29 protein-coding genes and 2 pseudogenes are annotated in these 26,010 nt (G+C 55.7%); 14 read left to right on the top strand and 17 right to left on the bottom strand.

All coding sequences use genetic code 11. From position 1 onward, the window contains the following. Window positions 1–48 precede the first annotated feature (48 nt). Entirely contained in the window at window positions 49–198 is a 150-nt protein-coding gene (locus tag ACQ86N_RS04780; protein WP_431218058.1) for a hypothetical protein, read from the bottom strand. Then, a pseudogene (locus ACQ86N_RS04775) lies at window positions 168–1,162 on the bottom strand (pectinesterase family protein). The gene ACQ86N_RS04780 and the pseudogene ACQ86N_RS04775 overlap by 31 nt, the downstream one beginning before the upstream one ends. A 240-nt stretch (window positions 1,163–1,402) precedes the next feature. On the opposite strand from ACQ86N_RS04775, the gene ACQ86N_RS04770 reads away from it, so the two are divergent. Further along, window positions 1,403–2,452: a CsgG/HfaB family protein gene (locus tag ACQ86N_RS04770; protein WP_431214180.1), complete on the top strand. Its 1,050-nt coding sequence runs from the start codon at window positions 1,403–1,405 to the stop codon at window positions 2,450–2,452. 46 nt (window positions 2,453–2,498) lie between these two features. On the opposite strand, the gene ACQ86N_RS04765 is transcribed toward ACQ86N_RS04770, so the two are convergent. Continuing rightward, a complete protein-coding gene (locus ACQ86N_RS04765) occupies window positions 2,499–3,647 on the bottom strand; it encodes a hypothetical protein (RefSeq protein ID WP_431214179.1) in 1,149 nt (382 codons plus the stop codon). Between the two features lie 266 nt (window positions 3,648–3,913). Between ACQ86N_RS04765 and ACQ86N_RS04760 the strand changes: the two genes are divergently transcribed. Beyond that, on the top strand, window positions 3,914–4,147 hold the full coding sequence (locus ACQ86N_RS04760; RefSeq protein ID WP_431214178.1) for a hypothetical protein: 234 nt from the start codon (window positions 3,914–3,916) through the stop codon (window positions 4,145–4,147). Further along, window positions 4,045–4,911, top strand: coding sequence for a Gfo/Idh/MocA family protein (locus ACQ86N_RS04755; RefSeq protein ID WP_431217993.1), 867 nt, complete (start codon window positions 4,045–4,047; stop codon window positions 4,909–4,911). Before ACQ86N_RS04760 ends, ACQ86N_RS04755 begins: the two co-directional genes overlap by 103 nt. Here ACQ86N_RS04755 and ACQ86N_RS04750 read toward each other — a convergent pair. After that, a complete protein-coding gene (locus ACQ86N_RS04750) occupies window positions 4,908–5,813 on the bottom strand; it encodes a serine hydrolase domain-containing protein (protein ID WP_431214177.1) in 906 nt (301 codons plus the stop codon). The genes ACQ86N_RS04755 and ACQ86N_RS04750 overlap by 4 nt on opposite strands. Then, the gene (locus tag ACQ86N_RS04745) at window positions 5,795–6,229 is read right to left on the bottom strand and encodes a hypothetical protein (protein ID WP_431214176.1); all 435 of its coding nucleotides are present in this window, start codon (window positions 6,227–6,229) and stop codon (window positions 5,795–5,797) included. The genes ACQ86N_RS04750 and ACQ86N_RS04745 overlap by 19 nt, the downstream gene beginning before the upstream one ends. 24 nt (window positions 6,230–6,253) lie before the next feature. On the opposite strand from ACQ86N_RS04745, the gene ACQ86N_RS04740 reads away from it, so the two are divergent. Beyond that, window positions 6,254–6,883, top strand: a complete 630-nt coding sequence (locus ACQ86N_RS04740) for a DUF2652 domain-containing protein (RefSeq protein WP_431214175.1) — start codon at window positions 6,254–6,256, stop codon at window positions 6,881–6,883. A 35-nt stretch (window positions 6,884–6,918) separates the two neighbouring features. Continuing rightward, window positions 6,919–7,335, top strand: a complete 417-nt coding sequence (locus ACQ86N_RS04735) for a hypothetical protein (RefSeq protein WP_431214174.1) — start codon at window positions 6,919–6,921, stop codon at window positions 7,333–7,335. Here ACQ86N_RS04735 and ACQ86N_RS04730 read toward each other — a convergent pair. From ACQ86N_RS04730 to ACQ86N_RS04715, 4 genes are all read right to left on the bottom strand, one after another. Beyond that, a complete protein-coding gene (locus ACQ86N_RS04730) occupies window positions 7,332–7,880 on the bottom strand; it encodes an MFS transporter (RefSeq protein ID WP_431214173.1) in 549 nt (182 codons plus the stop codon). The two genes, ACQ86N_RS04735 and ACQ86N_RS04730, sit on opposite strands and share 4 nt — an antisense overlap. Continuing rightward, on the bottom strand, window positions 7,850–8,281 hold the full coding sequence (locus ACQ86N_RS04725; protein WP_431214172.1) for an MFS transporter: 432 nt from the start codon (window positions 8,279–8,281) through the stop codon (window positions 7,850–7,852). Before ACQ86N_RS04725 ends, ACQ86N_RS04730 begins: the two co-directional genes overlap by 31 nt. A 94-nt stretch (window positions 8,282–8,375) precedes the next feature. Then, complete coding sequence (locus tag ACQ86N_RS04720) at window positions 8,376–8,612, bottom strand: hypothetical protein (RefSeq protein ID WP_431214171.1); 237 nt, start codon at window positions 8,610–8,612, stop codon at window positions 8,376–8,378. A 73-nt stretch (window positions 8,613–8,685) separates the two neighbouring features. Beyond that, the gene (locus ACQ86N_RS04715) at window positions 8,686–8,943 is read right to left on the bottom strand and encodes a hypothetical protein (RefSeq protein ID WP_431214170.1); all 258 of its coding nucleotides are present in this window, start codon (window positions 8,941–8,943) and stop codon (window positions 8,686–8,688) included. On the opposite strand from ACQ86N_RS04715, the gene ACQ86N_RS04710 reads away from it, so the two are divergent. From ACQ86N_RS04710 to ACQ86N_RS04700, 3 genes are all read left to right on the top strand, one after another. Further along, window positions 8,942–9,103 carry a DUF2059 domain-containing protein gene (locus ACQ86N_RS04710; protein ID WP_431214169.1) on the top strand — a complete coding sequence of 54 codons (162 nt, stop codon included), beginning with the start codon at window positions 8,942–8,944 and terminating at the stop codon, window positions 9,101–9,103. The two genes, ACQ86N_RS04715 and ACQ86N_RS04710, sit on opposite strands and share 2 nt — an antisense overlap. A 226-nt stretch (window positions 9,104–9,329) precedes the next feature. Further along, window positions 9,330–9,725: a hypothetical protein gene (locus ACQ86N_RS04705; RefSeq protein ID WP_431214168.1), complete on the top strand. Its 396-nt coding sequence runs from the start codon at window positions 9,330–9,332 to the stop codon at window positions 9,723–9,725. A 202-nt stretch (window positions 9,726–9,927) separates the two neighbouring features. Beyond that, window positions 9,928–10,287: a hypothetical protein gene (locus tag ACQ86N_RS04700; RefSeq protein ID WP_431214167.1), complete on the top strand. Its 360-nt coding sequence runs from the start codon at window positions 9,928–9,930 to the stop codon at window positions 10,285–10,287. A gap of 157 nt (window positions 10,288–10,444) precedes the next feature. On the opposite strand, the gene ACQ86N_RS04695 is transcribed toward ACQ86N_RS04700, so the two are convergent. The 3 genes from ACQ86N_RS04695 to ACQ86N_RS04685 all read right to left on the bottom strand — a co-directional run bounded on the left by ACQ86N_RS04695 (window position 10,445) and on the right by ACQ86N_RS04685 (window position 13,399). Beyond that, window positions 10,445–11,713 (bottom strand): DUF1501 domain-containing protein, encoded by a 1,269-nt coding sequence (locus ACQ86N_RS04695; protein ID WP_431214166.1) that lies wholly within the window; start codon window positions 11,711–11,713, stop codon window positions 10,445–10,447. 102 nt (window positions 11,714–11,815) lie between these two features. Then, a complete protein-coding gene (locus ACQ86N_RS04690) occupies window positions 11,816–12,451 on the bottom strand; it encodes a DUF1800 family protein (RefSeq protein WP_431214165.1) in 636 nt (211 codons plus the stop codon). 12 nt (window positions 12,452–12,463) lie between these two features. Continuing rightward, window positions 12,464–13,399 (bottom strand): DUF1800 family protein, encoded by a 936-nt coding sequence (locus ACQ86N_RS04685; protein WP_431214164.1) that lies wholly within the window; start codon window positions 13,397–13,399, stop codon window positions 12,464–12,466. 299 nt (window positions 13,400–13,698) lie between these two features. On the opposite strand from ACQ86N_RS04685, the gene ACQ86N_RS04680 reads away from it, so the two are divergent. Beyond that, complete coding sequence (locus ACQ86N_RS04680; RefSeq protein WP_431214163.1) at window positions 13,699–14,010, top strand: hypothetical protein; 312 nt, start codon at window positions 13,699–13,701, stop codon at window positions 14,008–14,010. On the opposite strand, the gene ACQ86N_RS04675 is transcribed toward ACQ86N_RS04680, so the two are convergent. The 3 genes from ACQ86N_RS04675 to ACQ86N_RS04665 are packed head-to-tail and all read right to left on the bottom strand — an operon-like array spanning window position 13,975 to window position 16,089. After that, window positions 13,975–14,823 carry a hypothetical protein gene (locus tag ACQ86N_RS04675; RefSeq protein ID WP_431217992.1) on the bottom strand — a complete coding sequence of 283 codons (849 nt, stop codon included), beginning with the start codon at window positions 14,821–14,823 and terminating at the stop codon, window positions 13,975–13,977. The genes ACQ86N_RS04680 and ACQ86N_RS04675 overlap by 36 nt on opposite strands. Window positions 14,824–14,869: 46 nt before the next feature. Next, entirely contained in the window at window positions 14,870–15,910 is a 1,041-nt protein-coding gene (locus ACQ86N_RS04670) for a family 16 glycosylhydrolase (protein ID WP_431214162.1), read from the bottom strand. Continuing rightward, window positions 15,820–16,089 carry a hypothetical protein gene (locus tag ACQ86N_RS04665; protein WP_431214161.1) on the bottom strand — a complete coding sequence of 90 codons (270 nt, stop codon included), beginning with the start codon at window positions 16,087–16,089 and terminating at the stop codon, window positions 15,820–15,822. Before ACQ86N_RS04665 ends, ACQ86N_RS04670 begins: the two co-directional genes overlap by 91 nt. 184 nt (window positions 16,090–16,273) lie before the next feature. Between ACQ86N_RS04665 and ACQ86N_RS04660 the strand changes: the two genes are divergently transcribed. Both ACQ86N_RS04660 and ACQ86N_RS04655 read left to right on the top strand, forming a co-directional pair. After that, window positions 16,274–17,716, top strand: coding sequence for a M48 family metalloprotease (locus ACQ86N_RS04660; RefSeq protein WP_431214160.1), 1,443 nt, complete (start codon window positions 16,274–16,276; stop codon window positions 17,714–17,716). Between the two features lie 102 nt (window positions 17,717–17,818). Next, window positions 17,819–19,327 (top strand): annotated as a pseudogene (locus ACQ86N_RS04655) (DUF6770 family protein); the annotation flags it as partial. Window positions 19,328–19,372: 45 nt separating this feature from the next. On the opposite strand, the gene ACQ86N_RS04650 reads toward ACQ86N_RS04655, so the two are convergent. Then, window positions 19,373–19,537 carry a zinc-binding dehydrogenase gene (locus ACQ86N_RS04650; protein ID WP_431214159.1) on the bottom strand — a complete coding sequence of 55 codons (165 nt, stop codon included), beginning with the start codon at window positions 19,535–19,537 and terminating at the stop codon, window positions 19,373–19,375. A 15-nt stretch (window positions 19,538–19,552) separates the two neighbouring features. Next, the gene (locus ACQ86N_RS04645) at window positions 19,553–20,308 is read right to left on the bottom strand and encodes an NADP-dependent oxidoreductase (RefSeq protein ID WP_431214158.1); all 756 of its coding nucleotides are present in this window, start codon (window positions 20,306–20,308) and stop codon (window positions 19,553–19,555) included. A gap of 201 nt (window positions 20,309–20,509) precedes the next feature. Here ACQ86N_RS04645 and ACQ86N_RS04640 point away from each other — a divergent pair, with 201 nt between their 5' ends. From ACQ86N_RS04640 to ACQ86N_RS04630, 3 genes are all read left to right on the top strand, one after another. Next, on the top strand, window positions 20,510–22,906 hold the full coding sequence (locus ACQ86N_RS04640) for an ABC transporter permease (RefSeq protein ID WP_431214157.1): 2,397 nt from the start codon (window positions 20,510–20,512) through the stop codon (window positions 22,904–22,906). A gap of 4 nt (window positions 22,907–22,910) precedes the next feature. Continuing rightward, window positions 22,911–24,404: a protein O-mannosyl-transferase family gene (locus ACQ86N_RS04635; RefSeq protein WP_431214156.1), complete on the top strand. Its 1,494-nt coding sequence runs from the start codon at window positions 22,911–22,913 to the stop codon at window positions 24,402–24,404. A 1,026-nt stretch (window positions 24,405–25,430) separates the two neighbouring features. Next, window positions 25,431–25,967 carry a hypothetical protein gene (locus tag ACQ86N_RS04630; RefSeq protein WP_431214155.1) on the top strand — a complete coding sequence of 179 codons (537 nt, stop codon included), beginning with the start codon at window positions 25,431–25,433 and terminating at the stop codon, window positions 25,965–25,967. Window positions 25,968–26,010 lie beyond the last annotated feature (43 nt).

The following is a 26,010-nucleotide window of genomic DNA, read 5'->3' as shown; positions in this document are numbered from 1 at the left end:
CCAGCGTATACGGAATAAAGTCGACCCAGTGCCGGCTGCTGCCATTCTTTACAAAGACAAAAGAAAATAGTCTTTCCGATGCGGGATCAGAAAGCCAGGCTCGGGATGGATGCCTTTCCCCATATGCGCGACCTCTATCAGCGAATGCCCGTCCCGACTATTTTGCTTCAGCGAGTAGGCTGGTATTGTTTTATCCATTGTCCCAGGATATTTTCGACCGTGTACTGTTTGACTTCCTTTGCCGTCAGCTGGTGCGACCACGCCGCCCGCCGGTCAGACGCCCCACCCGGTCCACGACTTTCATATTCGGCATAGTAAGCGGTCTTTTCGTTCTCCGGATTCCGCCAGTTATCCCAACCCGCAGCCGCGATCTGCGGCCCCATTTCTGTCCGTATATAGACCGTCCTTGCATACGGTCGCCACGGCCTCCCCAAAAACACTTTTTTACCGAATCGTCAGCCTCCAGCCGGCAATCCATGAACACAAAACCAAAAGCCTGACGGGGCGTCGTGGACGCCGCAGTCAGAAAGGAATTGATCAGGCTCCTGAACACGCAGTGACTAAAGACGACCGTCGCCTCGCCGAAGATAAAGTCCGTCGTCCCCTCAATAAAACAGTCCTTATAATATTGATGACTCTCCTCAGTACCCGTATATAGCGTATCCTGGTTACCCAGCAGTTTGCAGTTGCTGACCACACACCGGTCGCCCTCCACGTGCAGGGCAACGGCCTGCCCAACGCGGCCCGCGGTGTTCCTGATGGTCAGATTCTCCGCCGAAAAATCATTGGCGGCAACCAGTACGGTATAGGAGGTATAGGTCGTGAACTTGTCCCGGCCAAAAGCGTCCTTTCCACCCGGATTGGGCTTTCCGGAGAAGTCATCCCACTCGATGGTCGTGCTGTCGCGGTTTTCGCCGACGAGCCGGACCATGGTCTTCCAGGACGGAATAACGACTTTCTCACGATACACTCCCTTGCGGATATGAATGGTGACCCACTGCTGCGACAGATCACGAACCGCATTCACGGCCTCCTGAATGGTTTTGAAGTTTCCGGTGCCGTCCTGGGCTACGGTAAAGGATGCGGGATAGGTGGTCGGCTGGGAAAATACCCATATACCCGGCAGTATAAATAAAAGGACCAATAACCAGCTTTTCGACATTTTTTGTTACATTAGAGTACGTAAATTAATAGACTTTACTTCCTCCACAAAGAGCTTCTTCTCATTTTACTACGTCCGTCCGGATCCATCCTATCCATTTTCCACTATCCAAAATCGAATACCGTCGACCAACGACTCGGGTTACTCCGTCCTCCGACCTTCTTCCCATCCCTTCTTATCCCACCCAATCCCAGTCCCTCACTGTGTATTTCTTAACCCATAACTCAAATTGTAAAGTTTATGAATGCAATCTTCTCCAGATCGATCAGAATGATCCCCGGCCTGATCCTCTTCTGCCACGTCCTGTTTGCGCAGGAAGATGAAAAAGTCAAGATGGAAGCGGTCAAACAGGAGTGCAACGCACTGCCGCTGGAAAAAAGGGCCAGGCTCAGCGTCACCCGATTCACGGTGACAACGGTACAACCAGGCAGACAGACCCAGCAAAACGCCGCCGCCAACAATAGACTCAAAGCCCTGGGAACGATCTTCAACAAGGGGCAGGCCCCGGAGGCAGACAAGATCCCCCCGATACTCGGTGACAACCTGACGACCATGCTCACCAATGCCCTCCAGGAGGTCAACTGCTACAGGGTCCTGGAAAGCCTCAGCAACAACAAGGACCTTACAGGGGAGATCGACGCCGGCAGCAACGGCTACAGCAGCAAGAAGACACCAAAGGCAGGCAAGCAGCTGGGGGCGCAGATCGTTGTCACCGGCGAGGTTATCGAGTACAGCGAAAAGACTAAAGGCGTATCCGTCGTAGGTGTCGGAAGCAATAAGAAATATGTCAAGATGGGATTCAACCTGAAGATGATCAACCCCGAGACCCGCGACATCATCATCTCCCATGTATTCCGGGTGGAATCGAGGGCAAGCAAGAGCGTTTCGGTACTCGGTCTGGTCAAGACAGGTGATACCGACCCGGCTGTAGCCGCCGTTATGGAAGACGGGATCGTGGAAGCCGTACAGTATATGGCCAAAGTCCGGGATTCACTCAACATCACTGCCGACGGCAATTTTGCGGGCAACGGCAATTCCAACGGCGACAAATCCACCGAGATAACCCTCAACAACGCCAGCTTTGCCACCTATACCGCCCTCGCCAATATCATTTCCGGAGTACCCGGCTATAAGTCGATGGACAAGTCCTTCTCCGGCGGCGTTGGCAACTATTCGGTCGTCCATAGCGGATCGACGGACGACCTCCTCGCCCAGATCACCAGGAAATTGGGCAGCAACTACGAGGTCACCGGAGAAGAAGCAGGCAAGATCGAAATGAAGGTGAAATAGCACGCAACAAGAAAGCCCTCCGGAGGGCTTTCTTGTATTTTACCGGCTATCTGCCGTTATGATGGTCATCGTGGCCCCCACCTCCCCCATGCTGCGGCTGGGGCCGTTGTGGTTGTGGCTGCGGGCGCTGTATCGGCTGAGGCCTGTTTTGAGGTTGCGGCCTGTTCATCTGCGGCTGTGGACGATTCATCTGCGGCTGCGGACGATTCATCTGCGGCTGTGGACGATTCATCTGCGGCTGAGGCCTGTTCATCTGTGGCTGAGGACGGTTCTCCCGCGGAGTAGGCCTGTTCATCTCGGGCCGCGGTCTGTTGGCCTCAGGCTGCGGACGATTCATTTGCGGCTGGGGCCGGTTCATCTGTGGCTGAGGACGGTTCTCCCGCGGAGTAGGCCTGTTCATCTCGGGCCGCGGTCTGCTGTTCTGCTGCTGCGGCTGAGCCCGGTTCTCCATGGGACGGGGTCTGTTATTCGCCGTTATAGGCGCGCTCGGATGATATACCGCGGGCCTCGCTACTGCCATACTTCCGGGCCGTCCGTGGTTCACAGAAGCAAACTGGTTACGGTCCCGCATAGCCGTCTGCTGATGCTGCTGCTGTTCCGCCGTCCGCTCGATATGCCGGTCACGCATAGCCGCTTCTTCACGGGCATTTGGCCGATAACTCACCCCGTTCGGGCCGCCGTTATAGCTGACCTTGTTGACGGTCACATTGTTGATCACTGTTCTGTTGATATAAGTATTGTGTATGACGGTCGTGTTGACGCGCGTCACAGCCGTGTTATACCGGAAGCGCCCGTTGTACCATTCGCCGCCATAGTAACCGCTGCCTCCATACCCGCATCCGTAGTTAATACCACCATAGTAGCCTACATGAGGTCCCCAGTAGCCGGCGTGCCAGCTATAGACGCTGCCTGCAAAGGCCCAGTAACCTGGTGTCCATAAAAACCCTACCTGAGGCGGTGCTTCCCAATACCCCGGCACCCAAAAATATCCTTCCATATCAGAGTCCCATGCCCAGTAGCCAGGAATCCAGATGTATCCGTCCACCGGACAGGGCGGCTGCGTGTATACGGGTATGACAGGTGGTGCAGTATAGATTGAAATACCAACGCTAAGTTGAGCACTCGCTTTTGTAGCGGCAAGGGAAACCGCTAACAATAAACTGAGTGATAAAATGGTCTTTTTGCTAACTGACATAATTGTATTTTTATAGGTGTTAGCGAACACTGTGTGTTTCATAACATTAAATTTGATCCTGCATTATTAGATACAATATTGCAGCCAGAGATTAAGTATAAAAGCATATATATTGCAAAGAGTCTGTTAAGACTTGCTACACCGAACAATCAATCGTTATGACTATCAACTCTTTATTTAGCCGTTTTTTTAGCAGAAAACCAGCCATCCTCCTGGCAATAAATATGCTGGTTATCCACGCCGCCACCGGGCAAAAAATTCTACGCGTGGGGGTAGCCGGTCTGACCCACGATCACGTCCACAACGTTATGCGTCAGTTCAAAAAAGGGCAGGTCATTATCGCCGGCATTGCCGAATCCGATCAGCAGCTGATCGCCCGGTATAAAAAAGTTACCAGCTGCCGGACTCGCTGTTCTATCACAGCCTCACAGAACTCATCGACCATACGCATCCCGACGCAGTACTGGCCTATAACGCTATCTCCCTGCACCTGGGAGTAGTCGAGACCTGCGCCCCGAAAGGCATCTCCGTCATGGTCGAGAAGCCGCTGGCAACCACGGTAAAAGACGCAGACCGTATTGCCGCACTCGCCAAACAATACCATATCCACGTCCTCACCAACTATGAGACGACCTGGTACGATACCAACCAGCAGATCTTTGAAATGGTGAACAACAATTCGATCGGCGCACCCCGCAAGATGATCGTCCACGACGGACACCAGGGCCCGAAAGAGATAGGGTGCAGCCCCGACTTCCTCAACTGGCTGACCGACCCGGTCATGAACGGCGGCGGCGCACTCCGTGACTTCGGCTGCTATGGCGCGGACCTGATGACATGGCTCATGCACGGCAAGGCACCCATCTCCGTCACTACGATCGCCCACCACATCAAACCCTCCGTCTATCCGAAGGTCGAGGACGATGCCACTATCCTCCTCGAATACCCCGACGCAACGGGTATCATCGAAGCCTCCTCGAACTGGCCCTTCAGCATAAAAGACTGGGAAGTATTCGGGACTACCGGCTATCTGCATGCGCTCAACGACAAGTCACTGCTGCAAAGGAACAACCGCAGCTATGACAGCGTTTCGGTTCATCCCGCCGTCTACAGAGACAATATCCCCTACCTGGCCGACGTACTCAGCGGCAAACTCGACCCGGGTAACGACCTGACCTCGCTGCCCACCAACCTCATCGTCGTGCGGATACTGGAAGCCGCAACCAGGTCGGCAAAAGAGGGGAAGAAGATAATGCTGGACTAGAGGGCTGACAATATACTCTTTAGAAAGACGGCACCATTCAGTCGCGGGCCATGCTCCATCGCCAGCCGGACCACCACAAGGTCGCGGGACGGGATCACCCAAATGTATTGCCCCTCATAGCCTTCGCAGGAATAACAGTCCCTCGGTACTTCGGGAAACCGTCGTCCGTCCGCGTTCAGCCACCACATCGCGCCGTAACCGCTGCCCCGTCTTGTATAGTCAACCCACCCCGCGGGAAGTATCCGCTGCCCGTCCCACACGCCGTTCTGCAGGTACAGCAGCCCAAACCGCGCCCAGTCCCGCGCCGTGGCGTAGCAATAGGACGACCCGACAAAAGTGCCGCCTGCATCCGGTTCGAGCACGGCGCTATACATACCTATCCTGTAAAAAAGCTGTTCATACGGCCACCGGTAGTAGCCGGTCCCGATCCTGTCCCGGATGACCGACGAGAGAATATTGGCGGTCCCGCTGGAATAATTGAACACGCTTCCCGGTGGATGACGCAGTGCCGACCGTTCGGCAAAGTCACCCATATCCTTTTCTTCGAACAGCATCCGCGTGGCGGCCGCGGGACCAGCATACAGCTCCCACCAGCTGAGGCCGCTGTTCATGTGCAGCAGGTCTTCCACTCTTATCCCGCTTCTGTCATCTGCCTTCCATCGCTCCACCGGCGCAGCCTCGCCCACGTCCAGGCCGTGCTGCCCTGCCAGGATGCCGGCCATCGCGCTCGTCACCCCCTTCGTCATCGACCAGCCCGCGAGACGGGTATGCCGGTCAAAGCCGGGTGCATAACGCTCAGCTACTATTTTCCCATGATAGATCACTATCACTGCCCTTGTTCCGGTATTCTCCCGCCCTCCAAAAGCCAATCCCATCGCGCCGCTCATACCCGCCTCATCCACACCAACACCCGCCCCCCTCTATCCCCGATCGGCCAGTCTACCGTATCCTGATCCACCGCGGGCGGCGACGCCAGCACCGGCTGTTGTCCCCTTAACTCTGCCTCGCTCACACCGTTGACAAGCGTTGCCCCAAGTCCTTTCCGGTATATAGCCTTTCGTCGCGCCAGCCCCCAAACACTTGCAGTCACGCTGCTATCACTGCTGTCCACGCTACAAGAGGCCAGGTTCGCCGGAAAGCTTACAAGGTCCTGCATGACGACATCCTTCGCCGGTCTCCCCGCGACAAAGACACCCGAAGCCACGACTTTTGCGGCATAGCCACTAACGATCGGAAGGCTCTTCCAGATAAAGATCAGAAAGACAACGCCCAGGACCAGCGACAAACACCGTATAAAAAGCCTCAGCTGTGCGCGCATAAGTAGTTAACTTTAAAGAAAAAAATGGAGGACAAAGGCCTTCTTTTTATTCCAGATATCAGCGGCTTTACAAAGTTCGTCAACGAGAACGATATCGGTCACAGCCGTCTCATCATTCAGGAACTGCTGGAGATCCTGATCAATACGAACCAGATCGGACTCGAGGTGTCCGAGATCGAAGGCGACGCCATCCTCTTTTACAAATTTGGCGAGATCCCCAGCCTTGAATCGATCTACAAACAGGTCGAAAAGATGTTCTGCCGTTTTCACCAGCACCTCGTCGCCTACGACAACAGCCGGTTCTGCCAGTGCAAGGCCTGCAAATCCGCCATTTCACTTACACTCAAGGTGATTACCCACTACGGCGAGTTCACCGGCTACAACGTAAAGAACTTTAACAAGCTGATCGGCAGGGACGTCATCGTCGCCCATCAGCTGCTCAAGAACGACATAGAGCAGCACGAATACTGGCTCGTCACCCAAAACCTTGCCCCGCAACGACCGCTGGCCGCACTCACCCAGTGGATGGAATGGAATGACAGCGTCAAACAGACGGAAACCGGCGATATACCCTTCCAATATACCCAGCTGAGCCATCTGAAAAACAGCCTTCCCCCGACCCCTCACCTCAACTGGGGCTGGCCAAAAGACTAAAGGTCCTCTCACTAACCCGCACCTACCAGACAGACATGATCACCCTCTTTCACGCGACCGGTGACCTCAGCTATCGCAGCCGATGGCAGGAAGGCATCGTAAAAGTAGAAGATATCGACCACTATCTGCCCCGCATCGGCATGCGCTCCCGATTCATACTGGCTAATGGCCAGTCCGCCGTATACGCCAGCAGCTATTCCTACCAGTCAGACAGGATCGAGTTCAGCGAAACGGACGAGCAGCGGACCACCTCGACCTACTATATTCTCGAAAAACTGGGCCCGACCGAAACAAGGCTGACCATCGAACTGTACATAAAGAACAATATCCTCGCCGCTTCCCTGTTCAATCTTACCCAAAAGAAAAAGAAAGCCGCGGGCCTTCAGCAATCCCTGCTCAATCTGGACAGGCTGCTGCAGGAAATACCCTCCTTCGCATACGAAGTGACCTAAAATCCGACACAGCGGTCATGCCCCTTCGACGCATTGTCCGGTCGCCGCAATTGGTTGAGCCGCGGCAGCGTCAGCAGTATCGCCGGTACCAGGACCATCAGTATACCATTCACCAGGATCATCGGCTGAAGTCCCCATTTGTGGGCCCCGGTCCCTATCAGCCACGAAGCCACGGGCTGCAACCCAAAAATGATCATCAGAAAGGTACTCACGATTCGTGCCCGCATACCGGGAGGCGTCAGCTCCTGCGAAAGTCCGATGGACAGGGTTACTACGTTGGCCGCGCCCAGGCTCGTCATGAACTGACAGGCCAGGGTAAGGTAAAAATTGTTGCTCCGCGAAAACAGGATATACCAGACCCCCGACCACATCAAAGCCCCTCCGATAGCCATGCAGGGTCTTTTGATCCTTTCGACAAAAGGCATGACAAAGACGATGCCTACCAGCGCACCCGCGCCGGCGGCGCCCAGCAACCTACCCAGGGTGGCCGCATTCCCTTTCAGGATATCCGACGCTACCGCCGGCAACAACTGAATAGTAGACAATCCAAAAATGCCTGGGTCGCCGCGAAGACCATGATCAACTTGAGCAGACCGTGTTTCCGGAAATAGCGCCAGCCTTCGAGAAATTGTTTGAGTCCGTTGCCCGCCGCCACCGACCGCTTCGACCTTGTGTGTACGGCGGCGATGCTCAGGATAGTGACGATGATGGTCAGCCCATTGAGCCAGAAGGAAAGCGCAACCCCGACCTTCGCGATCAGATAGCCGGCAATCGACGGCCCAACGAGCCTCGTCAGCTGGGTAATGGAATTATTCAGCGCCACGGCCTTTCGGATATTCCCATCCCCGGCTATATCGCTGATAAAAGCCTGTTCGGCCGTAACGTCGAAAGCCGAAACGATCCCGAGCACGCAGGCCAGCACGTAGACATGCCACAGCTTTAGCAAATGGCCTGCAGCAGGCCGGCAAGCACAAAAGCGCACAGCATGATGAGGAACTGCGTTATCAGAAGGATCTTTCTGCGGTCATACCTGTCCGATACTACCCCGACCCAGGGGCCAAAAAGAAAAAAGGTATCTGACCAAAGAAGGCAACGATCCCCAGTGCCACCGTGCTATGGGTCATCTCCCAGACCACCCAGGCCTGCGCCGTTTGCTGCATCCAGTCGCCGATCAGGCTGACCGCATTGCCGGAAAGATAGATCCGGATATCCCTGTTCCGCAGAATGGTAAAATTGTCGGCAATTATCGGGAATACTCCCTGCCTGGTGTCTCCCATACTTTATTTCTCCAATTATACGTTAAATTTACCTAAACCTATTTTTATGCTCCGAACTGCTATTATCGCAGCCTTATTCCTTTCCTCCCTCAGTCTTGCAGCCCAGGATAGCACAAAGGTCAAACATATTCGCCAATTGATGGAACTCACCGGCATGGCCAAACTGGGCAACCAGATGATGACCAATATCGTCTCCTCCTACAAACAGAACTACCCCGCCGCAACCACCGAATTCTGGGACGCCTTCATGAAAGAAGCCGACATGTCGGATCTCTTCGAAAAGGTAATCCCCGTCTACGAGCAAAACTTTACCGACAACGACATCCAGCATGCTGATCGCCTTCTACCAGTCACCCGTCGGCAAAAAAATGATCGACAAAATGCCCATCATCATGCAGCAGTCGATGCAGATCGGCTCGGAATGGGGCAAACAACTCAGCGAAAAAGTGATCGAGCAGCTGAAGCAGAAGGGGTACATTAAGAATTCCTAGAGATGCCTTATACTGAGCACATACCCGCGGAAGCCCTGCAGGACCATATTGCCGCTTACTGGATCCGCAGGACCGGCCCCCTCATCCTCCGGCCGAAGGGTATATGCTGACGGCTGCTCCGACCTGATCTTCAACAGTGGAAATACCACCGTCCACTTCAATCCCATGGCTCGCCCCGAAGAGATGATCCCCTTACACCCAGAGCCGGCTCTACCTCGGTGGAACGATGACCGCCTATGGCGTGGTTCATAGCGAGGCAGGCGCCATTCTCAGCGGAATCCGTTTCAAACCCGGCGGGTTCTATCATTACTTCGGCATCCCGATGGAACCAGCGGTCGACACCCTTTTGGAATTTCACAACGAGGATTTGCAACAACTGTTGAAGGAAGCCCAGCCCGACAAACTGGACTCATGGTTCGCCAGTCACCCCATCACAATCGATAAAAAACACAATTTTATTACCCTTTATACAATAGCCTTCCACTCCGGCGGGCAAATCCCTGTCGAGTCCCTCGCCGCCGAAGCCCATGTAAGCATCCGAACCCTCGAACGGATCTTCAGGGAAAATGTAGGCATCCCCCAAAGGAATTTCTGCGGATCGTCCGGTTCCAGGAAGTACTAAAACAGCTGCGGCAGGCCGGCACGCGCGAAACCTCCACGCCCGCTACCGAAGAAAGCCTTCTCCGCATCGCCTTCGACCTCGGCTACTACGACCACGCCCACCTCACCAACGAATTCAAAAAATACGCAGGCATCCTCCCTCCGAATTGTCGCGTTTTTACAAAACGGGAATAGCGGGTACCCAATACTTTTGAGAAAAAAATATGACCATTCTCGTCACCGGCCTGATCGCCGGAGCTCTTGACCTGCTCGCTGCCACGCTCTTTTTTATCGCCAGGGGCAACAAACAACCGTCAGCACTATTCCGCTATATCGCCAGCGCCGTTTTCGGCAAGACGGCATTCACCGGCGGCGCCGGTATGGTAGCGATGGGCGTACTCTTCCATTTTGTCATTGCGATGTGCTGGGTGCTTTGCTATTTCGTTATATATCCATGGATGCACTCAGGGATAATTGTCGATGCTGCAGCGTATGGCCTGTTGGTTTGGGTCGTCATGAACCTTGTGGTTGTGCCGTTGTCGAAAGCAGCGCGCAGGCCCCTTCTCTTTCATTCGTCCTTGTAAATATGATAATATTGATGATCGCGATAGGGCTACCCTGCGCCTATGCCGCAAGGCACCTCAAAAACGCAGTTCCTCTATTTGCACCGGCTCATTAAAATTAGGGTATTTGCGCGACGACCTCACCGTGCCGCCGCGTCCCCGATGCGGCGGTTCAATTTTAAGCCTTCATCAATTCGGCTTTCTTTCCATCCCAACCGGGAAATAATGCTTTATCATCAGCTATCTTCAGGTGTGCATCCGCCACCGCGCTGAACACGCTGCGGAAGTCCGTGGTTACCGGCAGGTCGCGCCTGTCCTCGAGGTTTTCGACGGCGAGCTCGGGAACGCTACCGTATACTTTGCCCCCGGCCACATTATTACCAAGAATAAAATTACAGGAGGCCCGACCGTGGTCAGTGCCCCCTGTCCCGTTCTGATGGACCGTACGCCCAAACTCTGTCATCGTCATCACAGTCACGTCATCCTGATAAGCCCCGAGGTCTTTCCAGAACGCCGCAATACTGTTGCTGAGGTCGGTCACATTCCTTGCAAATATGCCATTGTCCGTACCCTGGTTGAAATGCGTGTCCCATCCACCGGACTCCGTAAACGCGACTTCCAGACCCACATCCATTTTGATCAGCTGCGCCACCTGACGAAGGGAGTTGCCCAACGGTGTGGGAGGATAGACCGCCCCGCCGGAAGGCTGATAGTTCCGAACGTCCGCCTGCTGCAGCATTTTCATGGCTTCGAAAGATTCTTTACCCGTCTCGTGCAGAAGCCCCGGCGAGGTCTGGTCATAGAGGTCTTCAAAACTTCGGGCCGCCGTGCTTGCCGCACCCGGATTGCCCTTCAGCTGGATTGCGAAGTCCTGCAGGTTGCTGATCGCCACCGAAGGATTGTCGCCATAGAGGGACCTTGGCAGCGCCGAGGTCAGGCTGACCGCGGAAAAAGGCGTTGCGGCGTCATGCCCCAACAGTCCGACCGCGCGATTCAGCCAGCCGCTGGCCGTACCCTTGTTAAAAGGCGTTCCCGATTCCATATAATCCTGCGCGTCGAAATGTGACCTCGTATTGTTCGGCGAGCCAATGCCGTGTACGATGCCCAACCGCCCTTCTTTATACAATGACTCAAATGCCTTCATGGCCGGATGAAGCCCCCAGCGACCATCCAGATCGATCAGCGGATTCTTGTCGCTGGCAGCCGCAGACATGAAGAGCCCCGGCCTCGCCGACCGCAGATAGCTGTCTCCGAAAGGCGTCACGGCCATCAGCCCATCCATCGCCCCCCGCTGAAAAATGCAGACCAGCGCCTTCCTTCGTTTGTACGGGGCGACGATCTTGTCGCTTGCCGCCGCTTCCGCCATAAATGCCGGGATGCCGCCCATCAGGCCTACGCCAAAAAGAGCCAGTCCGCCTCCCTTCAAAAATCCTCTTCTCGATACCATGCTGGTAATAGTTTTAAAGGTTATCGTCTTTGATATTCCGGTGATCCGATAATGATACCCACTACCTGTCCCAGCATCGGATTGCCGCTACCCATCGCCTTGTCAACCTGCCCCTCGCCCGGTGCCACAAGTGGCCTTCGAGCTTGCCTCATCCACCTTCTGCGCCAGCGCGGGATCGGTCAGCATCGGCGTAAGGCGCCGGATCGTCGGCTCCAGATCACGCTCGGGCAATATGATCCTGCCATAGGTCACCAATGCGGCCTGCGCGCTTTCCGGCTCGTGCCCGTTGTTCAGCGCCCCCAGGTCGATGCGCACTCCCGGTATACGTCCCGTGGCCAGGGCCAGTCCAAAATTCATCCGGTTCAGCAGCGAGCCGGTGTTTATCCAGTACGCACCCTTGTCCGGAAAGCCCGTCGGCGCCTGATAGTAGTATTTCTTCTCGCCCATTCTTGAGACCCAGTTGTACAGTTGAAAAGGTTGTTCTATCGTCCCATGAAGGCTGCGCACCGCGCCGATCGCCAGTTCGAATGGTGATTTAGTCTTCTCCCTTACCGCCTCCGCGCTCCAGAACTCCGGCGCCGTGACCATCGTGATCAGCACCTGCCGGATATCGCCATTCTTCTCCCGAAAGGTCTTCGCCATCTTGTCCAGCAGGGACTGCGGCGGGTTGTCGCTGACGAAACGCACGGCTATTTTCCGCGTGATAAAAGCTGCCGTCGAGGGATGGTGCGCCAGCAAGCTGCAGCAGCTCTACGCCTTCTTCATATCCTCCGTCAGCGGGAAAAACGTGTCCAAGTACCATCTTTTCTCCCTTATCATGGCGGTTGGCGTTGAAGAAAAATCGCCGTTGTGCACAAAACCTTTTCTAGCCAGCTGGTCTTCGCTGAAGCGCGCCACAACCCCCCGCGCCTGCTCCGTCATCGGATAGACGCCCCATCCCGTCAGCACCCTCGCCGCCTGCGTCACGTCCTGCTGCGTATAACCCCCATCCACACCCAACGTATGTAATTCCATTACCTCGCGCGCGTAGTTCTCGTTGAGGCCGCGGTTGTTCATGGGCACGCTGCTGTTGAAATTATCCAGATAGTATGACATCGCCGGGGAACTGGCAGTCTTTATCAACAGATCGCTGAAGCTGCCCAGCGCCGAAGGCCGGATCACATCCCGCTCGTAAGCCGGGATGAACTCAGCACAGTCATTCTTCGTAATGGAAACATTAAAATGGTTGAACCAAAAATCCGTCATCACCTCCCGCAGCTGGTTCTGCGAGTAGGCCGCGCGAAGTATCTTCTGGCAGATGAACTGACGGAACAACTCCTGCTCGCGCTTGTATCCCTTCTCCTGCATATACGACTGGATGAGGTCCCGGTATTCTTTCCGGTCGGCCTTCACCGAATCTTTGTTTACCACGCCGTCGCGGATAGCCATCCGGACCACCTGCCCGGCACGTGGGTAGATATTGATCACCTGCTCATTGGTTAGTTTGAGCGCGTCATAGCGGTCCAGCACCTGTCCGAGCGAGTCGTCCGGCTCCGCCCCGTCCAGCTGTTGGGCAAACCATTTCTCCAGACCCATGCTGACGACCTCGTCCACCTGCCCCGGACCAGGACCGTAGGTAAAACGGCTTAGCAGATGCGCTGCGGCCTGACGCTCCGAAAGACCCGCTTTCCGATAGGGAAACGACATTTTAGAGCCCCCGCCTTCCGGCCCGGACCCCCACGCCACGCCGATGATCGCGAATATTAAAAAAGCTGTTCTCATAACAAAAAGGCCTCCGTGCCCGTTTTGACGCTGACAGGCCCCTAAGGTTTAATTCGTTTTTAATCTATTTTAAACTCCGGCGCATAAATCCGGTCTCAGTTGCCAGCACCTAAATTACACAGCATGAATCGTCTCTTATTTGTACTCCTCGCGTCGACCCTGACCACCACCCTTCTTGCCCAGACCCCGGACACTGCGCGACAAAAACTCCGGCCTCTCCCGCCATGCGGGCCGCGCACCGGCTGACCACCCTGACCAAACAACTCAGTCTCAACGAGGACCAGGTCGAAAAGATCCGGTCGATCCTCGCCGATGCCACCGTCTCACTCGACAGCCTCCGCAACCACTCTTCCGGACAAAAAAGACAGGACGGACAGGCCCGGCGCGGTCTGGCACAGGACACCGACGCAAAGATCTCAGCGGTCCTCAATAACGACCAGCGCGCAAAATATGAGTTGCTAAAAGACGAACAAAGACAAAAACGGAAAGGAAATAAAAGACTACCAGCCGATACGGACCCCGGCACCAATCCCTGATTCACCGGAAACGACCTCATTCAGCCGCGTCTGACTCGTCTGTCCCGAGGCGAGATAGAGTTCGTCCACGCCCTTACCCGTGCTCCAGCCGGCATAACCCCCCTCTAAAAAAACAACTACACCACCAAGACTGCGGCTTACCCCCAGCCGCCCCTCCAGCCCGTATCCATCCCCCCAGTGCCTGAAACTCACCGGATGACGGAAATTCTGTATAACATTCCAGTCTCCCTCAGCCCGGTAGTTCACCTGATGGTACGCTGCCCTGAACAGGAGGCCCCACCCTGCACCCAGTTGCCAATCCCCCGATAGCCGGCCCCCAAAACCATTCCACCGGGTCCTGTAATAGCTGTCGAGCAGGCCGCCGTCGGTGATCGAAAGCCGCTGCCCGCTAAGGCCATAGCCAGCAACTGGCGTCAGGCGAAGTCGGCCACCAACCCGCCATCGATATCCCAGTCCAAAGAACAGCGCATACGCATAACCTTTATTCGCGCCGAAGGACTGGTCATAGATCACGTCCCTCCGGTCATCAGCCCCATAGTCTTTGTCCGATACCGCCCCTGACACCGTGAACGACCTGCTGCCCTCACCGAATACCACCCAATTCTTACACGCCTTCCACGAAATATCCAGACCGGTCGATACACGCCCTACCCCCTTCCATTTCAGTTCGGAATAGACATTGGGAGACGTCCCCGCACTATTCCCGGCAATCGACCAGCGAAGATCCTGGCGCTGATAGCCGCCGGTCGCATCGACCGTAAAGCGTGCGTCATCCCCCTGTCCAAAGGCCGCAACACCACCAAACAACAACACCAAAAAAACATCCGGCAGCGAACCGCCGGATGAAAATATTCAACATTCATAATCCTATTGATTTACCCGGAAAGTTTCCCAGCCCTGCGCCGTCGCCCGGTTGCAGGTCATCGCCTGGGTCCCGTTCTCGGAAGATACAAATTTTCCGTTGTTGCCCTGCAGCGAGATGGTCCCGTCCGCATTGCTGACCCAGGTGAACTCCTCCCAATCGGAAAAGCCCGGACGGTTGCAGGTGATCGGATTGACCCCGTTCTCGGAGGAGACATACTGTCCCATGCTCTGCAGCGCCACCTTCCCGTTGCCTGCATCGACCACGAGGAACTGCTCCCAGTGCCTGCGCCGTAGTCCGGGTACAGGTCATCGCCTTCGTACCATCCTCGCCACTGACATACAGTCCGTTGCTGCCCTTCAGCGTAATGGTCTGCCCGATCGGCGCGCCCGAACCACCCGAATTGGTCATACTGTAGACGCGGACATAGTCTACCATCATGGTCGTCGGCAACGACCCGTTGTCGATGGTATTCCCCGGCAGATCGCCGCCGATGGCCAGATTCAGAATGATGTAGAAGGGATTGTGAAAAGCCCCCGTGTTGTTGATGTTGTTGGCAATGTTCCCGTTGACGTACAGGGTATTGTCGACATACCAGCGGATACCCTGGGCGTCCCACTCCACCGCATAGACGTGATAGTCGCCGGGCGTGGTGTTGGTGCTGCTGCCATACTGGACATGCCCGCTGCCGCCATTCCAGTGCATGGTTCCCAGGATCGTGTTGGTGGTGTTGACATGCTCCATGATGTCGATCTCCCCGCAGTCGGGCCAGCGGGTTCCCCTGGTTAATGCTGTTACCCAGCATCCAGAAGGCCGGCCAGTGCCCTGTACCATCGGGAGTTTGATCCGGGCTTCGATACGCCCGTAGGTGGTGGAGAACTTGCCGTAGGTCTCCAGTTTTGCGGAGGTGTAGGGCTGGCCACCCATCGACTGCTGGCGGGCCGTGATCACGAGATTGCCGCCGGTAACGGTAGCATTGGCCGCCTGGTAATACTCCTTTCGTTGTTGACACCGGGATTCCCGTTGTCGATGTTCCATTTACCGCCGTCGACGCCGGTGCCGTTGAATTCATCGGACCAGACCAGCGTGTAGGTCGCGGCGCGCGGCGTAGTGACGGCACTGGTTGTCTCAGAGGGTTTTACGTCTTTTTTGCAGGAAAAGAGGGTGAGCGTACCGAGGGCGAGGGCCCACAGACATGTGACCTTTGCGAATTTCATAAGCAAACATTTTAAGTGATAAGATTATAATACCCCGCGGAAACAGCGTCTCCGCGAATAACCAAATATGCTTCCAAAGAGGCTCCGCGCCAAATAATCGACTACGCTTTTACTACTAGAGTGGAAAAATATTCCGACCGGATTTTCGTTATTATGGGTAACCTAAATGTAAACCCGCAGATCCATGTCCTTCAGAAAGTTACTGCCTCTCATTCTGGTCCTCGCCGGCTCCGTCGCCAGCGCCCAGGTAAAAAACCTGTACAACTACCAGGACCTCTCCCATTTTTATTACGAAAAACAAAAGGATTCGCTGAAAAAGGCATGGTCATGCCCCGACGCCTTCAGGGACAGGGCTACCCAAAAGGAATACAGGGAACTATGGGACCGCCGTACCAACTCGGTGATCGGCGCGCTCACGGACAACGACTATGTGCATGACCGGGAGGTTTACAGCTATGTCGACGATATCGTCCGTCAGCTGGTCGACGCCAACAAGACCATGATCCCCGTAAAACCCCTGCTGCTCATCGACCGCAGTCCCGCGATAAATGCCTACTCCACAGGCGGCAACGTACTGGCCGTCAACGTCGGCATCATCGCCTTTGCCTCCTGCCGCGAAGAGCTCGCACTGATCATCGCCCACGAACTGTCGCACAATATTCTCCACCACGTCGAGACCTCCATCTATCTCCGTGCCCAGTGGCTGGGGTCGGACGACTACAAAAAATCGCTCAACGCCGTCCTCGACTCGAAATACGACCGCTTCTCCCGACTTTCGAAAGTCGTTCAGGGGTATACGTTCAGCCGCAACCGTCACGACCGGTACCTCGAGACCGACGCCGATTCGCTGGCCGTCATCCTGCTGAAGAAAACCAATATTCCCTTCAACGCCAGGTTCTTCCTTCGGCTGGACAGCTCGGACATGCAGCCAAAGCAGCCGCTCCACCACCCCCTGAAAGACTATTTTGCCGCGTGGAAGCTCCCCTACGAAGACGCCTGGGCCCAACGCCGATCGAAAGGACTCTCCTCCCGCGCATACGCCTTCACCGATACGACAAGCATCGCGGACTCGCTGAAGACCCACCCGGACTGCCTCATCCGATACAACCGTACAAAGGCCCTGTCCGTCGCCACGGCGCGGCAGACACCGATACCCGCGCCCATAGTGGAAAAGGTCAATAAAATGATCATCTGGGACCTCTATTCGACGACCGACCTCACCGAATGCCTCTACCGCATCCTCCAGCTGAAGGACAAAGGCGACAAGGACCCCTGGTACGATTTCATGGCCGGCAACGTATTCTCCGGACTCTACTACGCAGACCGCGAGCTCGCCCGCTTCAACGCCATCGGCATCGTCCAGAAAGAACTGATCTCGAAGGACTACTACGCACTGCAGACCATGCTGGAACAGATACCCCGCGACAACCTGAAACAATACTGTCAGAGCATGCAGACCCAGGCCTTCTGGCGGTCGCCCGACGAAAAAGACCTCGGAGCCCTGCTCGGCACCCTGGCCCTCGACCCCGACAACTCGGACAAGAACAAGGCCTGGGCCGCCCGCGCATTCACAAGCGCCAACGCGAACAGCATGTACTGTGAATTTGCCAACAACTTTGAAAAATAAATCCATCCATGAACCCCCTATTAAAAACCCTGCTATTCTCTCTTCTTATCATTCCTATGATGACCCAGTGCCCAGACCAAGGTCTTCAAAGAGGTCGCCGACAGCGTCTCGTCATCGCTGCAGATCATCCGCCAGGACGGCAATCTGGTAGGCTATCTCGTCTTCACCCAACTGGAAAGGGTAAGCGCTGATTCGTTCAACTACCGTCTTTCGATCATGGACGAGAACCTCAACGACATCGGCTCGGTCAACTTCCACGAAGAACGACTGCTCCTGCAGTCCGTCGCTTTTGAACAGGACGTCATCTGCCTGGTGTATGTAAAAAGCAACTACGCCGGAAAGGAGTTCCGCTCCAACAAGGAATTCCGCCGCCAGAAAGATAATTTTAAGGAAGACCTCTTTGCCCAGTTCGTCGACCTGCACGGAAAGATCCTCAATAAGTATACGGAAAGGCTCGACGTGAAAGCAGACGTCCAGGAATCGTACTGGTACGGCTACAAAACTATAAAAGGCAGCGGCCGCCTGAAACAGCAGGTACAAATGAGCAACGTCGCCGGCAAAGGCTTTGCCGTCTTCTATGGCGACGACAACAAAAACAATCTCCTTATCTTCAACGCCAACGGCAATCTCTACTGGAAAAAGACGGTGAAAGACGTGGCCAATAGCTTCACCCTGCTGACCTCCGGACAGGAAGTGTCCCTGCTCATGCAGAAAAAGGACAAGATGGAAGAAGGCGGCTATGAGGTCGCCAGCTACAACGCGGTCGACACGACCACCTACCCCAAATTCCTGTTGAAGGACAGAAAGGGCAATTCCCTGAAAGTATTGGCCTTCGGCAACGATCCCACCACCGGCAAACCCTTCGTATCCGGCCTGGTCATCGACCCCGTCAAAGGCAACGCGAGGAGATACATCTACGGGATGCACTACATGAGCGGAAGAAATCTGCGTCATGGACCCTACAGCGGCGTCTTCTCTATCGCCCTCAACGGACACAAACGCAACGACATCCAGGCCTCCTTCTCCTACTGGGCAGACGGATCGCAGGGCGAGACGATCGACAAATACGGGTATTATGAAGAGTCACGCGGGTATGCCTATCTCAAAAGCTCCTTCAGGGACTTCGAGGGCAATACCTGGTTCACCGGCGACGGCATACACCGCAGATTCAGGGCGGTAGCGGTCGGCGTGTCGGTTGCCACTTGCTGGAGCATCGTCATCCCGGCCGTTCTGATGGGAGGCGGCACGCACTCTTATGTGAGTAGAAAGGTTCTGCTGCTCAAACAGGACCCCAAAGGCAAGCTGACCGTCGAAAAATCCCTTCCGGCATTCGGCGGCTTCCCGGCGGCTGCGAGGTGGCGGGCCGACGACTACGCTAACCGTACCTTTTATACGGTGAGCAACTCCGACACGAAAACCAACTACCTCGTCGTCGACGACCAAAAGAACATCGTTATCTATAATACGAACCAGAATAAGGTTGCCCGCACGATCCCGCACAAGGACGGCAACAGTTTTGTCGCGGTATTCCCCGCCAAGGAGGGACACGTGATGATATCGGAATACAACCAGAAGGAAAGGCAAACAAGATTCTCGATCGAAGCGCTGTAAACAGAGCCCAAAAAAGCCCCGGCGAAGAACCGGGGCTTTTAAATTTTATACGGCTACCACCACTTTACCCCGGGCCCTGCCCGACTCCACCAGCAGGTGCGCCTCTGCGATCTTATCCCACGGAAACAGTTTCAGAACGACGGGCTTCAGATCACCATCGGCCAGCAGCTGCGCTGATACCCTCCATATCTTCCCCGCTGGACTGTACATACATCTTCTTTCCCGTCACACCCGCGGCCGCTGCCTTCTCCTCCAATTTATCCTTCGGCTCGGCAACGAGGCTGACCAGTGTCCCCCCTTTTTCAGGGTCTTCAGGGACAGGTCGATATTGGCGCCACCCAGCGGATCGAGAACGAGGTCGACATTCTTTACGACCGCGCCCACGTCCTGTGTCTTATAATCGATATGTTCGTCGGCCCCGAGCCCCAGGACAAAGTCCCTGTTCTCCGCGGAAGAGGTCCCGATGACGTAGGCGCCGATATGTTTGGCGATCTGTACCGCAAAATGTCCAACCCCGCCCGATGCCGCGTGTATCAGAACCCGCTGCCCGGATTTCAGTCTGGAGTGGTCGGCAAATGCCTGCCACGCCGTCAGAGCAGCCAGACCGGCCGCCGCCGCCGCGGGATGACTGACCTGCTCGGGCTTTAATGCCAGCTGGTCCGCCGGCGCAGCCACGTATTGGGCATAGGCCCGCCCTACCCCCGGGAAATTGATCATCCCAAAGACCTCGTCCCCTTCCTGGAACAGGTCGGACTTCGACTCCGTCACCACCCCGGAAATATCCCATCCCAGGATCATCGGGCTGCTGCCTTTCAGATTCTCCGCCAGTCCTTTGCCCTCCCGGGTCTTTATATCCACAGGATTGATGCTAATGGCCTTCACTTCTACCAAAACCTCACCGTCGCTAATTCCTGGGGCCGGCAGCTCCATTTCCTGCAGCTGATCAACCCCGCCAAAATCCTTTAAAACGATCGCTTTCATAAATTTTTTTATTTGGTGAATAACCTGTCACAAAAGTAATGCCCCTGTGCCGCCTTACCCGCGAATATAGCTTTCAATTTCGAACAATGTTTTGTCCGCTTTCGGACAGTTTTCCACATTCACCCCCTAATTACCTGCTTGTAAATCGATTACAGAACTGGCACAGGCATTGAAGCTGGCTTTCAACGCAAACCGATTCGCATGTTCAGCAATTACTGGAAACTGGCCCTTCGTCATCTGGCCCGGAAAAAAATATTTTCCTTTATTAACATTTTCGGTCTGACGATAGGGTTGACCAGTTGTATCCTGATAGGTCTGTATATCACCGACGAGCTTAGCTACGACAGCATGCATCAAAAAGCAGACCGCATAGTCCGGATCACCAGCGAGCGGTCCAGCGGCGGAACGATCTCCGCCTTCGCCACCACAGGCACCAAAGCGGGTCCGCAGTTAAAAAGAACCTTCGCGGAAGTCGAAGACTATACGCGGACGCTCGTCTACGGTTCGAAGGTCAGCTACGGGGCGACTTCGTTTACAGAGCCCCGTTTCCTCTACGCCGATGCTTCCTTTTTCAACATTTTCAGCTTCCCCGTCCTGGAAGGGGACGCCAACGCACTCGGGGAACTAACAAATATTGCCCTGACCGCCTCCGCGGCCAAAAAATATTTTGGCGCCGCTGACCCGCTGAACAAAGTGCTTCGCATCAACGACGATAAAGACTACCGGGTCGCCGCCGTCCTGGCGGACCCACCTTCCAATACCCAGTTGCAATTCGACTTTATCGTCAGCTTTAACAACCTGGGCGCCTCGCGGTACGAACAATGGTACACCGCCAATTATGTGACTTATTTGCTGGTAAGAGACGGCCGGCGCATTCCCGCCCTGGAACATCAGGTGAACACCTATATGGAAAAGCCTTCCACCCGGCAGAACGCCGAACTCCACGGGACAGACTATCTCCACTACCACCTCGAACCGCTGAAGAGGGTTCATCTGTATTCGACGCTCGAAGGTTTTACCCCCAACGGCAGTATCACCTATGTCCTGATCCTGACCGGTATCGCTGTCCTCATCCTCGTCATCGCGGGCTTCAACTATACCAATCTCGCCATTGCCCAGTCTTCCAGCCGCACGGGAGAGATAGGCGTCCGCAAGGTGCTCGGCGCGGTGAGGACACAACTCTTCATCCAGTTCGCAGGCGAATCCCTTCTGATCACGATGATCGCGCTGGTCCTCGCTGTGATCGCGGCGACCCAGCTGATACCAGTCTTTGACGGGCTCACGGGCAAAGAGCTGCACGCATCCGGTCTGCTGCGGCTGCGTCCGCTGGCGACGCTGCTTCTGACGGGTCTTGTCATCGGCGTCCTGGCCGGCGCCTATCCCGCCCTCGTGCTGGCAAATACCCGGATCGTCAACATCCTTCGGTCAGGCTTCCGCATCGGCGGCGGAAAAGGCGGACTCCGCCGCACGCTGATAGTACTGCAGTTCGTCATCTCCTTCTTCCTCATCAGCGCAACCATCGTCATCCTCCGGCAGGTCGACTTTATCCGGAACAAAAAGCTTGGTCTCGACCGCGACCACGTCCTTGTGGTGCATGTCAACAACCGCGCGCTCTCCCGCTACGAACAGATAAAGACGGCCATGCTGTCCAGTCCCGGTGTCGAAAGCATCTCCGGCGCCCACGACCTTCCCGTTGCCGCCCGCTGGGGGGATATCCTCCAGGCCGACAACGGCCGTCAGCAGGTTCATTTTCCTGTCAAAGCCATTCCCTGCGACCTCGGATTTCTGAAGACGATGAAGATGCAGCTACTCGCCGGTGAAGACTTTACAGCCTCGGATATTCCCACGCACGTCGACGACAACGACTCCCTCACTCCGGTCTACCGGTTCATACTTAACGAGACGGCCGTCCGCAAGATCGGCTGGACACCCCAGCAGGCCATCGGCCAGAAGATCTCCCGCGGCATCCCCGGCATCGTAAAGGGCGTCGTAAAGGACTTTCACTTCGCCTCGATGCACGACGAAATTGGCCCCCTCATGCTATTCGCCGATACCCAATGGGTCCGCTATATGCTGGTCCGGCTAAAGGGCGACCGGATGCCCGCGACGATCGCTTCGCTCCAGACTATCTGGAAGGGATACTCGCCCGAACAGGCATTCGAATACCATTTTCTCGACGAAGACTATAACCGTCTCTATCAGACCGAGACCCGCACGGCCAGTCTGTTCTCGATATTTGCCTCGCTGGCCATTCTGCTGGCCTGTCTCGGACTGTTCGGCCTGTCCGCCCTCGCCGCCATCCAGCGGACGAAGGAGATCGGCATCCGCAAAGTACTCGGGGCGAGCCTTCTCAATATCACGCTGCTGATGGCCAAAAATTTCGTAGTGCTGGTCGTCCTGGCGCTGCTGATAGCTACGCCACTGGCCTGGCTGGCCGTCTCCCGCTGGCTCGGGAGCTTTGCGTATCGCGTCGGCGTCGAGCCATGGATCTTTTTACTGGCCGGCGCCGGAGGCATTCTGCTCGCCTTCCTGACGGTCAGCTTTCACTCGCTGAAAGTCGGCAGCCGCAATCCATCTGAAACACTAAAAACCGAATAAGCATATGCAGGGAAATTTTCAGCGTCTCGACCGGATCACGGGATGGATAGTAGGACTCTTTGCGTGTACTGTCTATATCCTCACGATGGAGCCTACCGGCAGTTTCTGGGACTGCGGTGAATTTATTGCCAGCTGTTACAAACTGCAGATCCCGCACCCGCCGGGCGCGCCGCTGTTCATCCTGCTGGGTAGATTCTTTATTGTATTATTCGGCGACGATCCGCATACCGCAGCCCGTGCGGTGAATTTCATGAGCGCGATCGCCAGCGGCCTGTCGATCCTGTTCCTGTTCTGGACGATCACCCATTTTGCCCGGAAATTGACAACGAATGTGTTCACGGCCCTCAGCGCCGGCGTAGTCGGCGCCCTGGCCTATACTTTCTGCGACTCCTTCTGGTATAGCGCCGTCGAAGGAGAAGTATATGCATCCTCGGCTTTTTTCACGGCCCTCGTCTTCTGGGCCATCCTCAAATGGGAAGAACACGCCGACGAGAAGGGCTCCGATAAATGGATCGTCTTTATCTTCTATATGATGGGGCTCTCTATCGGGGTCCATCTGCTGAACCTGCTCACCATCCCCGCCATCGTGATGGTCTATTATTTCAGAAGATACAAACCCAGCCTGAAAGGCGGGATCATTGCCTTCCTCATCGGCTGTGTCATCACCGGCGTCGTACAGAAATTTGTCATCCAGTCCACGATAAAGAGCGCCAGCTCCTTTGATATCTTTTTTGTCAACTCGATGGGACTGCCCTTTTTCTCGGGCTTCACCACCTTCTTCATCCTGCTGGCCATTACGATCTTCCTGCTCATCCGCTGGGCGACGAAAAGGGGTTGGCCCTTCATGAAGCTCGGCCTCTGGTGTGCCTCCTTTATGCTGCTGGGCTATTCCACTTATTTCACTACCCTCATCCGCAGCAACGCAGACACCGCCGTCGACATGTACAACGTCGACAATCCCATCAGCCTCGTCAGCTATCTCAGCCGCGAATACTACGGCGACTGGCCGATCGCATACGGCCCCGACTTTACGGACACCCCCCGATGGTCGAAGCCGGCGACTTCCTCGCAAAGGGACAGGACAAATACGAGACCGCCGGAAAGAAATATACCATGGACTGGGCGAACACCCCATCCGCGCATATCTTTCCCCGTATGTACGATAATTCGACCCAGCGCGACGAGATCGGCACCTACCGTCGCTGGGCAGGACTGGACGAGGGCGACCAGCCGACCATGGCCGACAATATCAAATACTTCCTCCGCTATCAGACGGGATGGATGTACTTCCGTTACTTTATGTGGAACTTCTCCGGCAAACAGAACGACCTGCAGGGTTTCGGCAATCCCCGCGACAGCAACTGGATCAGCGGCATCCCCGTCGTGGACAACCTGCTCTATGGCAATCAGTCGAAGCTGCCGGATACCGCCCGCGCCCACAACAAGTCCTGGAATAAATTGTATATGCTGCCTTTCCTGCTGGGCCTGCTCGGCCTGATCGTGCAGTGGAAGCACAACCGCCGCGACCTCCTCGTCACCGGTCTGCTGTTCTTCTTTACCGGATGGGCGATCGTGATCTATCTCAACCAGGCCGGGATGCAGCCGCGCGAAAGGGACTATGCCTTTGCCGGGTCCTTCTATGCCTTTGCCATATGGATCGGGCTGGGGGTTATCGGCGTCGCGAATATGCTGCAACGCCTGAAGTTCCGCGCTGCCGGCCGCCTCGCACCCTACGCCGCCGCGCTGCTCTGTCTCCTGGCCGTCCCCGTTCTGATGGGAACACAGGAATGGGATGACCACGACCGGAGCAGGAAGACCCTGGCCCGCGACTTCGCCGTCGACTATCTCGAAAGCTGCCCGCCCAACGCCATCCTCTTTTCTTTTGAAGACAACGACACGTATCCGCTGTGGTATGCACAGGAGGTGGAGGGCATTCGCCCCGACGTCCGCGTCATGGTCAATACGCTCACGGGCTCCGACTGGTATATCAACCAGCTGCGGTATAAGATCAACAACAGCGCACCCTTCGACGTGATCTTTACACCGGAACAGGTGATGGGCGACAGGAAAAGCATCGTCTATTTTGCCGACCACCCGGGTTATGACAAGAACAAATACTATGACCTCTATGATACCTTCAGGACGGTGCTGGCCAATGACGATCCCCGGTATATGGTCGAGGCGAACAACGGCACTCCGCTGAATACCCTGCCCACCCGGAAATTTTCCGTCCCCGTGGACGCGGGCCGGGTTGTCGCCAACGGCACGGCGCATCGCGACGACGCCATCGTCCCACAACTGAACCTGGATATCAGTCCGAACAAACGGTATCTGCTGAAAAACGAGCTGACCATGCTCGCCCTCATCGCCGCCAACAAATGGCAGCGCCCCGTCTGTTTCACCTCCACAAATGAACTCGACGCCCTCGGCCTCACCCGCTATGCGCGCAGCAGGGGCATGGCCTACCAACTGGTGCCCGTCGCCGACCAGCGCGTCGACAACAGCGCCCGCCTACAATACCGTCATGCAGAAATTCCGCTACGGAAACGCCGCCCGGCCCGGCGTTTATTTTGACGAAGAGAACAGAAGAAGGCTCAACATCATCAAACAGGCCCACGCCGAACTGGCCGCCAGTCTTATCTCCGCCGGCCGGAAGGACGAAGCAAGAAAGGTGCTGGAACACTACGACGCCGGCGTCAGCGAATCCAATTTCCCCTATGGCATGACCTGCAATATCGGCAATATCGACAACCAGACCTCTGCCCGGTTCCTCCAGGACTGTTATGAGTCGGGGGACTACGGGCTCGCGGCGAAGGTCGCCGCCTCGGTAAAGAAGGACCTGCAGCAGCAGATGGTCTACTATCAATCGCTGAGTGATGGTCCGCCGATGACGGACGAGGAACTGGCAGTCAACGCGCAGGAGGCGCTGCAGGGAAAGGGCAGCAGCCTTGACGAGCGGCAGCTGAATTTTGCCACGGATATCTTATCGGCCTACCGGTTGTTGATGATGCTGGAACAGATGAAACAGAAATATCAGCCGCGGCCGGGAGGCGCGAACTAAGAGCGGATCAACTTCCATACAAACTGATTGTATTGCGGCTCAT

The organism is Puia sp. P3 (genome assembly GCF_050632245.1).
In the GTDB taxonomy this organism is placed as follows: domain Bacteria; phylum Bacteroidota; class Bacteroidia; order Chitinophagales; family Chitinophagaceae; genus Puia.
Note: the sequence above shows the minus strand (reverse complement) of the source record. Positions and strands in the feature narration are given on the sequence as shown.

Bases quoted from the DNA above. Each gene is read 5' to 3' on its own strand.
- ACQ86N_RS04695 (WP_431214166.1), bottom strand. From the start codon at position 11,713: ATGGTATCGAGAAGAGGATTTTTGAAGGGAGGCGGACTGGCTCTTTTT.
- ACQ86N_RS04645 (WP_431214158.1), bottom strand. From the start codon at position 20,308: ATGAAAGCGATCGTTTTAAAGGATTTTGGCGGGGTTGATCAGCTGCAG.
- ACQ86N_RS04710 (WP_431214169.1), top strand. From the start codon at position 8,942: ATGCTGATCGCCTTCTACCAGTCACCCGTCGGCAAAAAAATGATCGAC.
- ACQ86N_RS04630 (WP_431214155.1), top strand. From the start codon at position 25,431: ATGCAGAAATTCCGCTACGGAAACGCCGCCCGGCCCGGCGTTTATTTT.
- ACQ86N_RS04670 (WP_431214162.1), bottom strand. From the start codon at position 15,910: ATGGAACATCGACAACGGGAATCCCGGTGTCAACAACGAAAGGAGTAT.
- ACQ86N_RS04715 (WP_431214170.1), bottom strand. From the start codon at position 8,943: ATGCTGGATGTCGTTGTCGGTAAAGTTTTGCTCGTAGACGGGGATTAC.
- ACQ86N_RS04740 (WP_431214175.1), top strand. From the start codon at position 6,254: ATGGAGGACAAAGGCCTTCTTTTTATTCCAGATATCAGCGGCTTTACA.
- ACQ86N_RS04735 (WP_431214174.1), top strand. From the start codon at position 6,919: ATGATCACCCTCTTTCACGCGACCGGTGACCTCAGCTATCGCAGCCGA.
- ACQ86N_RS04685 (WP_431214164.1), bottom strand. From the start codon at position 13,399: ATGTCGTTTCCCTATCGGAAAGCGGGTCTTTCGGAGCGTCAGGCCGCA.
- ACQ86N_RS04635 (WP_431214156.1), top strand. From the start codon at position 22,911: ATGCAGGGAAATTTTCAGCGTCTCGACCGGATCACGGGATGGATAGTA.
- ACQ86N_RS04770 (WP_431214180.1), top strand. From the start codon at position 1,403: ATGAATGCAATCTTCTCCAGATCGATCAGAATGATCCCCGGCCTGATC.
- ACQ86N_RS04720 (WP_431214171.1), bottom strand. From the start codon at position 8,612: ATGGGAGACACCAGGCAGGGAGTATTCCCGATAATTGCCGACAATTTT.
- ACQ86N_RS04680 (WP_431214163.1), top strand. From the start codon at position 13,699: ATGCGGGCCGCGCACCGGCTGACCACCCTGACCAAACAACTCAGTCTC.
- ACQ86N_RS04705 (WP_431214168.1), top strand. From the start codon at position 9,330: ATGACCGCCTATGGCGTGGTTCATAGCGAGGCAGGCGCCATTCTCAGC.
- ACQ86N_RS04745 (WP_431214176.1), bottom strand. From the start codon at position 6,229: ATGCGCGCACAGCTGAGGCTTTTTATACGGTGTTTGTCGCTGGTCCTG.
- ACQ86N_RS04665 (WP_431214161.1), bottom strand. From the start codon at position 16,089: ATGAAATTCGCAAAGGTCACATGTCTGTGGGCCCTCGCCCTCGGTACG.
- ACQ86N_RS04700 (WP_431214167.1), top strand. From the start codon at position 9,928: ATGACCATTCTCGTCACCGGCCTGATCGCCGGAGCTCTTGACCTGCTC.
- ACQ86N_RS04650 (WP_431214159.1), bottom strand. From the start codon at position 19,537: ATGTACAGTCCAGCGGGGAAGATATGGAGGGTATCAGCGCAGCTGCTG.
- ACQ86N_RS04640 (WP_431214157.1), top strand. From the start codon at position 20,510: ATGTTCAGCAATTACTGGAAACTGGCCCTTCGTCATCTGGCCCGGAAA.
- ACQ86N_RS04660 (WP_431214160.1), top strand. From the start codon at position 16,274: ATGTCCTTCAGAAAGTTACTGCCTCTCATTCTGGTCCTCGCCGGCTCC.
- ACQ86N_RS04780 (WP_431218058.1), bottom strand. From the start codon at position 198: ATGGATAAAACAATACCAGCCTACTCGCTGAAGCAAAATAGTCGGGAC.
- ACQ86N_RS04765 (WP_431214179.1), bottom strand. From the start codon at position 3,647: ATGTCAGTTAGCAAAAAGACCATTTTATCACTCAGTTTATTGTTAGCG.